The sequence below is a fragment of the Nocardia cyriacigeorgica GUH-2 genome (assembly GCF_000284035.1).
Lineage (GTDB): Bacteria > Actinomycetota > Actinomycetes > Mycobacteriales > Mycobacteriaceae > Nocardia > Nocardia cyriacigeorgica_B.
Genome location: NC_016887.1, coordinates 2,797,917 through 2,810,856, shown reverse-complemented (window position 1 = coordinate 2,810,856; position 12,940 = coordinate 2,797,917). Strand labels below are relative to the sequence as shown.

Here is a 12,940-nt window from a genome sequence, read left to right as displayed (position 1 = left end):
ACGCGGTGACAGCACCACCGGCGCCCCCCGGAGACGATGAACGTCACTAACCGGCCGGTCCCCCAACCTGCGAGGTGAGGCGACCGGCCGGAACGATGTCAGCGCGCCGGGAAATGCGCCTCCAGATACGGCCCGAAGCTCGCGTCGACGGCGTCGGCGGTGAGGTCGAAATCGGCAAGGGTGTACTTGTGCGCCGGTCGCGCCGCACCCGAGGTGGACTCCGTGTGCAGCGCGGTCATCGCCGCGCGGGCCTCGTCGGTGAGGTCCAGTTCGAAGTGCCGGTAGATCCCCTCGACGGTGCCGATCGGGTCGGCCACGAAGTCGCTGTAGTACACATCGCAGAACTGCGCGGCGTTGTGGTTCTTGCGGTCGTCGAGGAACCGCTGCGCACCGCGTGACCACAGCTCGAGCTGGGTGCGCCCGACCACCGGTCCGCGGAACTTGTCCGACCAGCCCGCCGAGGCCTGCTCATTGAGGCTGCACACCGAGGCGATGATGGTGCTGGGTTCGCGGTGCATCTGGATGACCAGTGCGTCCGGGTACACCGCCAGCAGCGCGTCCAGCGCGAACAGGTGGCTCGGATTCTTCAGCACCCAGCGCCGGTCGGCGTCGTTGAGGCCGATGAGTTGCAGGTTGCGCCGGTGCCTGCGGTACGCGCCGGTCCAGTCCTGCTCGCGCAGCCACTCCGAATACGTGGGCAGATAGCCCAGGCATTCGTAGGAGATCGACATCGCCGACTGCCGCAGCAGCTGCCAGCATTCCTCGACTTGGTCGGCCGAAATATGGTGCACGCCCATGAATTCCGGGTGCTCGACATGATGCTTGTCGTAGGCGGCTTGTAACCGCTGGAAGATCGGATTCTGTTCCCAGGTCTCGCGCGGCGGACGCGGCTGCGGCATCTCGGTCAGCCACATCTCCAAACCCTGATGCGCCGGATCGGCGGTCAGCAGCCGGTGCACGGCCGTGGTGCCCGAGCGCGGCAATCCGGTAACGAAGATGGGCCGCTCGATCGGCACCTGTGCGTGCTGCGGGTGCTGTTTCCAGGCCGCTTCGCTCAGCAACCGCGCGATCAGGGCTCCGCGCAGGAAAGCACGGTTGACCTTGTTGCCGAACGGGGTGAGTTCCGCGTCGCGCGCATAGGATTCGAGCAGGACCGCGAGGCCCTCGCGGTAGTCGTCGGTCCCGAAATCGGTCAAGCCGACCACCTTGCTCGCCGAGGCGTGCAGGTCGTCGATGGTGCCGACGTCGTCCCTACCGATCATGTTCGTTTCGCTCCTCACTTGTGGTACTCACCGCAGTTCACATCCAGGCACGCACCGGTGATCGCCCGCGCCATCGGCGAGGCGAAGAAGACGACCGCATCGGCGATCTCGTCGGGCTCTGGGAGCTTGCGCAGGTCGATGGTGGCGGCGGTTTCGGCGTACACCTCGTCGCGGGTGATGCCGCGCTGCTGGGCCAGGTAGTTGAAGTACCACTTCAGGTTGTCGGCCCAGATATAGCCGGGGGCAACCGAATTCACCCGGATACCGCGCGGCCCGAGTTCGGTGGCCAGGCTCTGCGCCAGCGCCAGCAGGCTCGCCTTGGCCATCTTGTAGGGGCCGAAGGTGCGTCGCGAGTGGTGCAGTACGGCGGAGTTGATCATCACGACCGAACCCTTGGATTCCTCGAGGGCGGGGACGAACAGCCGGGTCAGGCGCAGCGCCGCGAGCACATTGGTCTCGAAACCGGCCCGCACCGCGTCCAGGTCCACGTCGGCCAGATCGACGATGGGCGGGATGGCGAAGGCATTGTTCACCAGTGTGTCCACCCGGCCGAAGGCGCTGTGCGCGGTCTCCACCAGATTCGCCGCCGCCGCGTCGTCGTTGATATCGGTGGGCACCACCACCGCGCGGCGGCCGAGGTCGGTGATTTCCTTGGCCACCTCGGCCAGTCGCGATTCGGTGCGCGAGGCCAGTACGAGGTCGGCGCCGGCGACCGCGGCCTGCACCGCGATGGCCCGCCCGAGCCCGGGACCGACCCCGGAGACGACGACTACCCTGTCCTGCAACAACATCAGCCGAGCATCCTTTCCGCCACCGCCGCCTGCCGGGCCGCGATGCGCTCGCGCCACTGCTGCGGCGTCACCCGAGCCTGCTCGTAGTGCGGTAACCGCGCCGCCAGCTCATCGAATTTCACCACCTCGACCGTCGGCCCGTCCTCGGGTTTCATCTCCCGCGACAGCCGCTGCCAGCGGAACTGCAAGTAGCCGCGCGCGTGGCCGGTGCATTCGATCCAGTTGGCCAGCCCCGGGTCGCGTTCGCTGACCACCAACCGGATCATCCCGTCCGGGTCCAGGTGCGCCTGATCGGCGGTGAGGCTGGTCTGGTGGTTGATGTAGTCCAGCGACAGGTACCACATGCTGCCGAGCTGGAACCCCTGGTACGGCGCGTCCGACTTCGGGACGGTGATGATCATCGCCTCGTCGTCGGCGAGTTCGTAGTGCCCGGCCGAGGAGAACTGCGTGGTCAGCCCGCCCGGGGTGCTGCGTGGCTCGGTCATGGTGTTGACCGGCAGGTTCAGGTAGAACCACTGCGGAAAGGCGAGGAAGGTCTGTAGCCGCGAAACCAGCATCTTGCCCGCGACGCCGTAGCGTTTGGTCATCAGATCCTTGGTCAACGGCGGCGGGGCGGCGCCGGCCTTGTCGGCCCGGTGGATGCGCAGGGTGCCCGGCTTCTCGGTGCTCCAGTCGCTGAACACCTCGCGGACCACGAGCATGGCCGAATCGGGGGCCAGCGTGATGTAGTTCGGGCCTGCCTCGCCCGGGCCGAAGCGGACCTCGAAGGACCCGTCGGAAGCCACGTCGATGGCGCGATCGTCGAATGCGGTGGTGCTGTCGGGGACGTCGACGGGCGAATAGTCGCCATTCAATACCTGGAAACTCAGATCGCGCGTGGTCCCGCGGGTACCGGTGACCACATATTCGGCATCCGGGCGCAGATAGGAATGGAAGTAGAGGGTGTCGGGATTATCCAGTCCCATTTTCGTGTAGGGCCCCGTCGATTGGACGAAGAACGGAAAATCGCGTTCATACGCCCACGCCATCTGAATGGCGGCCCGAATACTGCCCGCCAGATAGTCGTAGCCCTCGATCAGGTCCTGTTCGGTCCGGATATGCGGCGCCTCGGTGATGATCTTCTCGGCGGCGGCGATGGCGTCCGCGAACGGTTGGGTCAGCAATAGACTCTCCGGTGTTCCATATATGTACCGCTCTGGTACATTCCGATACAAGGGACATTAGAACGTGTTCTAGGAGTGGTCAATGGTCGAACGCCGATCCGCGCCGACCCAGCGGGTGGTGCAGGTGCTGGATTTCATCGTCGAACAGCAGGGCAAGCGAGTCGGGCTCTCGGAACTGGCCCGCACCCTCGGCCTGGCCAAACCCACCGCGCTCGGCATCCTCACCGAACTCACCGCCGGTGGCTATCTGGTCCGCGATCCGCGCACCCGCACCTACGGGCCCGGCCCCGCGCTCATCGCGGCGGGCCGGGTGGCGCAGGACAGCTTCGCCATCGCCGGCGTCGCCCACCCCGAGCTGGCCCGGCTCAGCCAGGAATACCGCACCACCTGCACGGCCTCGGCGGTGGTCGGCGAGCAGATCATCGTGCTGGAGAGCGCCGGCCCCGGCATGGTCAAGGTCGGCGCCGCGTACCATTTCGCGCCGCCGGTGGGCCTGATGTACGTGCTCTGGGATACCGACGCGGCCTTCGACGCCTGGCTGGCCATGCCGCCGACGGTGCCGCTGCAGCAGGACGAGGCCCGGTTGCGCCAGATCGTCGCCGAATGCCGCGAACGCGGCTACCTGGTGGAATCCATGACCGCGGCGGGCCGGCGACTGTATTCGCTGCTGGCCGGTTTCGCCGCCCGCGAGCTACCCGACGAGCTGCGCGAAGTGGTCGCCGAACTGGTCACCAGCCTGGGCGAACGGGTCTATCTCGGCACCGATCTGCGGCCGCGCCAACAACATCCGGTGAGCCTGCTGGCCGCGCCGACCTACGATGCCGACGGCAGGCAGAACATGGTGCTCACCATGTACGTCGGCGCGTCGATCACCGGTGCGGAGATCGCCCGCCGCGGCGCGGCCCTGGTCGGCGCCGCCGATGCCGTCACCGAAAACTCCGGTGGCCGCAAACCGTTGACCAATTCCCGAAACGTGTTCTAGTTTTACATCGTGAGCCAGTACGCAAAGTCGGCGGCGAACACCTACGAGCTGCCCCATCTGGACGCGCTCGAGGCCGAGTCGGCACATATATTCCGGGAAGTCGCAGCGACTTTCGAACGCCCGGTGCTGTTGTTTTCCGGCGGCAAGGATTCGGTGGTGATGCTGCACCTGGCCGCCAAATCCTTTTGGCCCGCCCCACTACCGTTCCCGGTGCTGCATATCGACACCGGGCACAATTTCGACGAAGTGATCGAGTTCCGCGATCGCACCGTGGCGCGGCTGGGGCTGCGGCTGATCGTGGGCCGGGTCCAGGACGACATCGACGCAGGCCGCGTCACCGAGGACAGCGGTCCGCGCGCCACCCGCAACCGGCTGCAGACCACTACCCTGCTGCGCTGCGTGCGCGAGGGCCGGTTCGACGCCGTGTTCGGCGGCGCCCGGCGCGATGAGGAGAAGGCGCGCGCCAAGGAGCGGGTGTTCAGCTTCCGCGACGAATACGGCCAGTGGGATCCGCGCAGGCAGCGCCCCGAACTGTGGAACCTCTACAACGGCAGCCACCGTCCCGGCGAGCACATCCGGGTCTTCCCGCTGTCGAACTGGACCGAACTCGATATCTGGAGCTATATCGCCGCCGAGGGCATCGAACTGCCGTCGCTGTACTACGCCCATCGCCGACCGGTGGTGCAGCGCGACGGAATGCTGTTGGCGCACACCCGTTTTCTGCGGCTACTCGACGGCGAGACACCGTACGAGTCGACCGTACGGTTCCGTACCGTCGGCGATGCCACCTGCACCGGCTGTGTCGAATCCAGCGCCGCCTCCCCCGCCGAGGTGGTGGCCGAAGTCGCGGCGGCCCGCGTCACCGAACGTGGCGCTACCCGCGCTGACGACCGCATTTCCGAGGCCGGGATGGAAGACCGCAAACGAGAAGGCTACTTCTGATGACCACTTTGCTGCGCCTGGCGACCGCGGGCAGCGTCGACGACGGTAAATCGACACTGATCGGGCGGCTGCTGTTCGACTCCAAGACGCTGTTCACCGATCAGCTCGATGCGGTGGAACGCACCAGCCGCGACCGCGGCGAGGACTATCCGAACCTCGCACTGCTCACCGACGGTCTGCGCGCCGAACGTGAACAGGGCATCACCATCGACGTCGCGCACCGCTATTTCGCCACGCCGCGCCGCAAATTCATCATCGCCGACACCCCCGGCCACATCCAGTACACCCGCAATATGGTCACCGGCGCCTCCACCGCCGATCTGGCGCTGGTGCTGGTCGACGCCCGCAAAGGGGTGGTGGAGCAGACCCGCCGCCACGCCTTCCTTGCTGGGCTGCTCGGCATCCCGCACCTGGTGTTGTGTGTGAACAAGATGGATCTGGTGGACTGGTCGCAGCAGCGGTTCACCGAGATCCGCGAGGAATTCGCCGGTTTCGCCTCCAAGCTCGACGTCACCGATCTGACCTTCGTGCCCATGTCGGCGCTGCACGGCGACAATATCGTGCATCGCGGCACCTCTATGCCCTGGTACGAGGGTACCCCGCTGCTGCATCATCTCGAAGAGGTGCACATCGCCTCCGACCGCAACCTGATCGATGCCCGGCTGCCGGTGCAGTACGTGATCCGCAGTCACACACCGGAATTCCGCGGTTACGCCGGAACGATCGCCGGTGGCGTCTTCAAACCCGGCGACGAGGTGACGGTGCTGCCGTCGGGATTGAACACCACGGTCCGGTCGATCTTCGGTCCGGGCGGCAGGCCCATCGACGAAGCCTTCCCGCCGCAGGCGGTGACGGTGCAACTCAGCGACGAGCTCGACGTCTCCCGCGGCGACCTGATCTGCCGTCCCGCCAACCGTCCGCAGGTCGGGCGCGATCTCGACGCCATGGTGTGCTGGTTCGCCGAGGACGCCACCCTCACCCCGGGCGCGACCTACACCCTGCGCCACACCACCCGCTCGACTCCGGTCGAGGTGCGGACGCTGGACTACCGCCTCGATGTGAACACCCTGCACCGAGATGAGAACGCGACGGCGTTGTCGCTCAACGAGATCGGGCGCGTCCAGTTGCGCACCCGGCAACCGCTGCTGTTCGACCCCTACCGGCGCAACCGCACGACCGGCAGCTTCCTGCTGGTCGACGACGCCACCGGCAATACCGTCGCCGGTGGCATGATCACCGGCCCGAGTCTGCCGTCCTCGCGGGTGGTGTGGCATTCCACCGCCGTCGAACGCGAGGAGCGCGCGACCCGCGGGATGACGGTGTGGCTGACGGGCCTGTCCGGGTCGGGCAAATCCACGGTGGCGGTGGAGCTGGAGCGCCGGCTGGTGGCGTCCGGGCGTCCGGCGTTCCTGCTCGACGGCGACAACCTGCGTCACGGCCTCAACTCCGACCTGGAATTCTCCGCCGAGGACCGGGTCGAGAACATCCGCCGCGTCGGCGAGGTGGCGCGACTGTTCGCCGAGGCCGGCGTGATCGCGATCGTGTCGCTCATCAGCCCGTATCGGGCCGACCGGGATAGGGCTCGTGCAGTGCATGAGGCCGCGGGCATCCCGTTTCTCGAGGTCTTCGTCGATACGCCTTTGGAGGTGTGTGAATCGCGCGATCCGAAGGGTATGTACGCCAAGGCCCGCGCGGGCGAGATCCGCGATTTCACCGGCGTCGACGCACCGTACGAGCATCCGCTCACGCCCGGCTTGGTGCTACGCCCGGCCGACGGGGACCCGGCCGCGATGGCGTCGACGGTGCTCGCGGTGCTCGCGACCATGGACTGAGCGGGGTCGTAGCGCCTATCGTCGGGCGCAACGCCGGCCTCGCCCGCCCGTCGACGCATCGCACGGCGATCCGGCCGGCTCCAGCTCGACACTTCGATCCGCATCCGGGTGGGCGCCGGGTTGACGAAAGGAAGCATCTTGGGCACCATCGCGGTCCACGAGTTCATCTCCCTCGACGGCATGTACGACGACCCGAGTTTCACCTTCGCCTACGGGTTCGACCCGAAGATGGGTGACACCCTCGGCGAGATCACCGGTGCCGCGACCGGCATCCTGCTCGGGCGCAACACCTTCGAGATGTTCGCGCCGGCCTGGTCCACCCGCACGGTAGAGGACGACCCGGGCGCGCCGTTCTTCAACGACACCATGAAGTACGTCGTCGGTGCGCAGGAGCCCGCGGTGGAGTGGGCCAACAGCACCCGCCTCGGCGCTTATGACCCCGAGGTCATCCGCAAGCTCAAGGCCGACACCGACGGCATCCTGTACATCAGCGGCAGCGGCACGTTGGTCCGCGCCCTGCTCCGCGACGGCCTCGTCGACAATCTGCACCTGTTCGTGTACCCGATCGCCCTGGGCACCGGCAGCGGTTCTTCGACGACGCCACGACCAAGCTCGCGCTGCTGTCGACCGACGTCTACGACAACGGCGTGGTGCACCTGAACTACGGGCCTGCCAAGGATTGATCGCTCAGGGCGGTCCTGATACTCGACGGGACCGCCCCTGCCGATCCTGCGCGGAGTATGGTACACAGGAGCCAACTTGTACCGAAGGGATGCTCGATGCGGTCTACTCTCCTGTCCCGGCGTGATCTCGACTTCCTGCTCTACGAATGGCTCGACGTCGAGCGCCTCACCGAGCGCAAGCGCTACGCCGAGCATTCGCGGGAGACCTTCGACGCCGTCCTCGACCTGAGCGAGCAGCTGGCGACCAAGTACTTCGCCTCGCACAACAAGCTCGGCGACGCCAACGAGCCGATCTTCGACGGCGAGCGGGTCACCCTCATTCCCGAGGTGGGTGCGGCGCTGCGCGCGTTCGCAGAGGCCGGACTGCCCGGCGCGGCGATGGACTACGAACTGGGTGGTTCCCAGTTGCCTGCGACGGTCGCCCAGGCCAGTTTCGCCTGGTTCCAGGCCGCCAACCCCGGCACCTCCGGCTATCCGTTCCTCACCATGGCGAATGCGAACCTGCTGCTCACCCATGGTCGCGAGCACATCGACCGGTTCGTGCGCCCGATGGTGGAGGGCCGCTTCTTCGGCACCATGTGCCTGTCCGAGCCGCAGGCCGGGTCGTCGCTGGCCGATATCGTCACCCGCGCCGAGCCGCAGCCCGACGGCACCTACCGGCTGTTCGGCACCAAGATGTGGATCTCCGGCGGCGACCACGAGCTGGGTGAGAACATCGTGCACCTGGTGCTGGCCAAGATTCCGGGTGGGCCGGCGGGCACCAAGGGGATCTCGCTGTTCGTGGTGCCGCGGTTCCTGGTCGGCGAGGACGGTTCCCTCGGTGAGCGCAACGACGTGGCGCTGGCCGGGCTCAATCACAAGATGGGCTACCGCGGCACCGTCAATACGGCCTTGAACTTCGGCGAGGGCAAGTGGACGCCGGGCGGCGCGCCGGGTGCGATCGGCTATCTGGTCGGCGAGCAACATCGCGGGCTCACCTACATGTTCACGATGATGAACGAGGCGCGGATCGGCGTCGGCCTGGTCGCCACCGCGCTCGGGTACACCGGCTATCTCGAATCCCTCGACTACGCCCGCACCCGCGCGCAGGGCCGGACCAAGGGCGCAGCCGATCCCACCACGCCGCAGCGGCCGATCATCGAGCACGCCGATGTGAAGCGAATGCTGCTGGCGCAGAAGGCCTATGCCGAAGGCGCGCTCGCGTTGGTGCTCTACTGCGCCAAGCTGGTCGACGAGCACCGCACCGCCGCCTCCGAGGAGGAACGCCGCGCGCTGACGCTGCTGCTGGACATCCTCACCCCCGTCGCGAAGAGCTGGCCGTCGCAGTGGTGCCTGGAGGCCAACAGCCTGGCCATCCAGGTGCTCGGCGGTTACGGCTACACTCGCGAATACAACGTCGAACAGCACTACCGGGACAACCGGCTCAACCCGATTCACGAAGGCACACACGGCATTCAGGGCCTGGACCTACTCGGCCGCAAGGTCACCCAGCAGGGCGGGGCGAGCTTGCGCGCGCTCGACGAACGTATCCGCGCGACCATCGCCGAGGCCCGCGCGCAGGGTGGTGAACCCGCCGACCTGGCCGACCGCCTGGAATCGTCGTGGCAGCGGCTGGTCGAGGTGACCGCCGGCCTGTTCGCCGACGGTGATATCGAAGCCGCGCTGGCCAACAGTTCGATCTACCTGGAAGCGTTCGGGCACATCACCCTGGCGTGGATCTGGTTGCAGCAGCTACTGGCAGCAGAGGGCCGCGAGGGCGATTTCTACGACGGTAAACGCCATGCGGCCCGGTACTTCTTCCGCTTCGAACTCCCCCGTACCGCACCGCAACTCGACCTGCTGGCCGCCCGCGACACCACCACGCTGCAGATGCGGGAGGACTGGTTCTGACACCACCATTAGATACATATCGCCATGGATGTATCATTTGGGTGTGACCAGCGACGAGCCTACCGTATCCCGCCCACCGGGGCGCCCGGCCTCCGCGACCCGGGAAGAGGTCGTGGAGTTGGCGCGGGTGGCGTTCCTGGCCGGCGAGCGGGTGGATGTGCAGGCCATCGCGGCCAAACTCCGGCTCAGCCGCGCCTCGGTATACCGCTGGTTCGGCTCGCGCGACGGCGTGCTCGGCGCGGTGCTGGCCGGTGAGTTCGAGAACCTGATCGAGCGCGCGGACGCCCGCCGCCGGGCCACCGGTGCGCAGCGCATCCTCGATGTGCTGTACCGGGTCAATCGCTGGATGGCGGGCAACGAACCGTTCCGCCGCTACTTCGAGAACGAGCCCATCGCCGGGCTGCGCATCCTCACCACCGGCGACGGGCCGGTGCAGCCCCGGGTGGTGGCCGCGGTGGAGTCGCTCATCGCGCGCACCGAGGAGCAGGACGATTACCGTCCGCCGCTGGAGCGCTCGCTGCTGGCCTACACCCTGGTCCGGCTCGCCGAGGCCTTCCTCTACAGCGACAACGTCACCGGACTGCGCGGCGACGTCGACCGTTTGCGTCTGGTGCAGGCCGCGCTGCTCGGCCTGAGCCCCGACGGCACCGGCCTCAACGCACCGCGGCATTCATTGGAATCGGCGTGATCACAACCGCCCGCCGCCCGCCGCAGGTGGCGCAATCGCGGTCGGCGCGCGCGTTTGCCCAGGTCGGGTCACCCGCCGAACCGGCGCAATAGTCGCGCGGGTCCCGGGCCCGATTCGCGGCCGGGATCGACCGCCCGAAGTTCCCACTATCGTCGCTGTTCATGCAGGTCAGCGACAGAAACACGGAGACGCACAGCCCGGTGCGGCGGCTGCGGGCCGACCATGCGCGCCGGGTCGCCGACATCCTGCGCCAGCAGATCCACACCGGCGCCTTCGCCGACACGCTGCCCGGCGAGCAGGACCTCGCCGCCGAACATCAGGCCTCCCGCAACACCGTGCGGGAGGCGCTGGCACTACTTCAAGACGAGGGGCTCATCGCCCGCACACCCAGGGTCGGCACCACGGTGGCGGCGCGCAAGGTCGACCACGGGCTGGACACGCTGCTGGGGTTGCAGGAAACGCTCGAAGGCCGCGGTGTGGTCCGCAATGAGGTGCGCACCGCGACCCGCATCAGCGCACCTCCCGCCGTGGCGCGCCGGCTGGCACTGGAGCCGGGCACGCGCGTTGTCTACATCGAGCGCCTGCGTTTTCTCGCGGATCTGCCGCTGAGCCTGGATCTGACCTATCTGGCGCCCGAGGTCGGCCCGGCGGTGCTCGAGCACGACCTGGAGCGGACCGACATCTTCGTGCTCCTGGAACAGATCAGCGGGCAGTCTTTGGGTTCGGCCGATCTCGCGGTCGAAGCCGTCTGCGCCGACCCGCACACCGCCGCCACCCTCGACACCCCACCCGGCTCGGCCTTGCTGATGCTCGAGCGACTGACCCGCCTCGACGACGGCACCCCGGTCGATCTCGAGTACATCCGCCTGCGCGGCGATCGAATCACCCTGCGCGGCAGCCTGTCCCGCAGCATCCCGGAATGGAAGGTCCTCTAGATGGCACTGGCGAACCAGCGCACCGATATCCCCGTGACCATCGACGAATCGCTGTGCATCCAGGGCTGCACGCTGTGCGTCGAGATCTGTCCGCTCGACTCCCTGGCCATCAATCCCGACAACGGCAAAGCCTTCATGGCCGTCGACGAATGCTGGTACTGCGGCCCTTGTTCCGCGCGCTGCCCCACCGGCGCCGTCACCGTCAACATGCCGTATCTCCTGAGGTAGTTCTGATCATGAAACAGTGGAAACGCCTGGTCGTCGTCGCAGCCGCGGCGGTCCTGGCACTGACCGGATGCTCGCTGGAAGAGGCCGGTTCCGGCGATACCGTCAAGGTGGTCGTCGGCTATCAGTCCAAGACCATCAACACCGTCACCGCCGGCACTCTGCTGCGCGCCCAGGGGTATCTGGAACAGCGGTTACAGAAGATCACCGACGGCGGCGGTGCGAAATACGACGTCGAATGGCAGGACTACGACACCGGCGCCCCGATCACCGCGCAGATGGTGGCGGAGAAGATCGATATCGGTTCGATGGGCGATTATCCGTTGCTGATCAACGGGTCTCGCACCCAGGCCAATGAGCGATCACGGACCCAGTTCATCTCCGTCACCGGATACAACCCCAAGGGTGCGCTGAATATGGTCGTGGTGGCGCCGGATTCGCCCGCCGACGAGTTGCGCGATCTTGCCGGCCAGAAGGTGTCGGCCAGTGTGGGTTCGGCCGGGCACGGCACCCTGGTGCAGGCGCTGACCCGGGCCGGTATCGACCCCGTCGGTGGTGTGGAGGTGCTCAACCAGCAACCGCAGGTCGGCGCCTCGGCCCTGGAGTCAGGACAGGTGAGTGCGCTGTCGCAGTTCGTGGCCTGGCCCGGACTGCTGGTGTTCCAGAACAAGGCGAAGCTGCTCTACGACGGCGCCGAACTGAACGTGCCCACCTTCCACGGTGTGGTCGCCCGCAAGGATTACACCGCCGCCCATCCCGAAGTGGTCGACGCGTTCCTGCAGGCCCAGCTCGATGCCACCGAATTCCTGTGGCGGGAACCGCTGGAGGCGGCGCGCCTCGTCGCCGAGGGATCGGGCCTGCCGCAGGAGGTCGTGTATCTCTACAACGGTCCCGGCGGCACCTCGTTCGACACCACCCTCAAACCGAGCCTGATCAGCGCGTTCAAAGACGATGTGCGGTACCTCGAGTCGATCGGTGATTTCGTCGACCTCGATATCGACGCCTTCGTCGACGACACCCTGATCCGCTCGGCCTTCGCCGCACGCGGCGGCCGTGACTACGACAGCGCCCTCGCCGACACCACCAACCAGACCACCGGCTCGGGAACCGAACTCTGGCTCGACGGCCAGAACACCACCCAGCCCGCCGGCGACCCGACCGCCTTGCTGCGCGCGGTGAAAGCCGCACGCGCACAAGGCGCCACAGTACGAGCCGCGTACATCGTCGATGCGGAACTGGGCACCCGCTGGTTCGCCGACAAGGCGGTCTGGCTGCGCGATGGCAACACCTTCCTGCCCTTCACCACTGCGGCCGCCGCGCAACGCTACCGTCACGCCCACCCCGCCGCCCAGCCGGTGAGCTACGACCAAGCCGTCGCGGAGGTGCGCCCATGACACTGTCAGGCACTGGTTCTCGCGCAGCCGGTACGGAGATCGACGGGCGAGGCGCGGGCACCGCACCCGAGCCCATCGGCGAATCCGGCGCAGTAACAGGGGCGGCTACCGCCGCCCCGCAGCGAGTGGACGTCACGGAGCGCACCTCCGACA

General features: G+C 67.3%; 11 protein-coding genes and 1 pseudogene. 9 read left to right on the top strand and 3 right to left on the bottom strand.

Annotation, left to right across the window (positions count from 1 at the left end; translation table 11 throughout):
* Positions 1-98 precede the first annotated feature (98 nt).
* Genes NOCYR_RS12660 through NOCYR_RS12650 form a run of 3 tightly spaced genes read right to left on the bottom strand, consistent with a single transcriptional unit; the run spans position 99 to position 3,216 of the window.
* Positions 99-1,262, bottom strand: coding sequence for a sulfotransferase family protein (locus NOCYR_RS12660; protein WP_014350768.1), 1,164 nt, complete (start codon positions 1,260-1,262; stop codon positions 99-101).
* Positions 1,263-1,276: 14 nt separating this feature from the next.
* Complete coding sequence (locus NOCYR_RS12655; protein ID WP_014350767.1) at positions 1,277-2,053, bottom strand: SDR family oxidoreductase; 777 nt, start codon at positions 2,051-2,053, stop codon at positions 1,277-1,279.
* Complete coding sequence (locus NOCYR_RS12650; protein ID WP_014350766.1) at positions 2,053-3,216, bottom strand: hypothetical protein; 1,164 nt, start codon at positions 3,214-3,216, stop codon at positions 2,053-2,055. The genes NOCYR_RS12655 and NOCYR_RS12650 overlap by 1 nt, the downstream gene beginning before the upstream one ends.
* 82 nt (positions 3,217-3,298) lie before the next feature.
* On the opposite strand from NOCYR_RS12650, the gene NOCYR_RS12645 reads away from it, so the two are divergent.
* The 9 genes and pseudogenes from NOCYR_RS12645 (at position 3,299) to NOCYR_RS12605 (ending at position 12,787) form a co-directional block, all read left to right on the top strand.
* Positions 3,299-4,198: a helix-turn-helix domain-containing protein gene (locus NOCYR_RS12645; RefSeq protein ID WP_014350765.1), complete on the top strand. Its 900-nt coding sequence runs from the start codon at positions 3,299-3,301 to the stop codon at positions 4,196-4,198.
* 9 nt (positions 4,199-4,207) lie between these two features.
* Positions 4,208-5,140, top strand: coding sequence for a sulfate adenylyltransferase subunit CysD (gene cysD, locus NOCYR_RS12640; protein ID WP_014350764.1), 933 nt, complete (start codon positions 4,208-4,210; stop codon positions 5,138-5,140).
* Positions 5,140-6,972, top strand: coding sequence for an adenylyl-sulfate kinase (gene cysC, locus NOCYR_RS12635; protein ID WP_014350763.1), 1,833 nt, complete (start codon positions 5,140-5,142; stop codon positions 6,970-6,972). Before cysD ends, cysC begins: the two co-directional genes overlap by 1 nt.
* A gap of 138 nt (positions 6,973-7,110) precedes the next feature.
* A pseudogene (locus NOCYR_RS12630) lies at positions 7,111-7,655 on the top strand (dihydrofolate reductase family protein).
* Between the two features lie 96 nt (positions 7,656-7,751).
* On the top strand, positions 7,752-9,545 hold the full coding sequence (locus NOCYR_RS12625) for an acyl-CoA dehydrogenase (protein ID WP_014350761.1): 1,794 nt from the start codon (positions 7,752-7,754) through the stop codon (positions 9,543-9,545).
* Positions 9,546-9,588: 43 nt separating this feature from the next.
* Positions 9,589-10,233, top strand: coding sequence for a QsdR family transcriptional regulator (locus tag NOCYR_RS12620; RefSeq protein WP_231856069.1), 645 nt, complete (start codon positions 9,589-9,591; stop codon positions 10,231-10,233).
* A 161-nt stretch (positions 10,234-10,394) separates the two neighbouring features.
* Positions 10,395-11,168, top strand: a complete 774-nt coding sequence (locus tag NOCYR_RS12615; protein ID WP_048833308.1) for a GntR family transcriptional regulator — start codon at positions 10,395-10,397, stop codon at positions 11,166-11,168.
* Positions 11,169-11,396 carry a 4Fe-4S dicluster domain-containing protein gene (locus tag NOCYR_RS12610; RefSeq protein ID WP_014350758.1) on the top strand — a complete coding sequence of 76 codons (228 nt, stop codon included), beginning with the start codon at positions 11,169-11,171 and terminating at the stop codon, positions 11,394-11,396.
* A gap of 8 nt (positions 11,397-11,404) precedes the next feature.
* A complete protein-coding gene (locus NOCYR_RS12605) occupies positions 11,405-12,787 on the top strand; it encodes an ABC transporter substrate-binding protein (RefSeq protein ID WP_014350757.1) in 1,383 nt (460 codons plus the stop codon).
* The last annotated feature ends 153 nt before the right edge of the window (positions 12,788-12,940 follow it).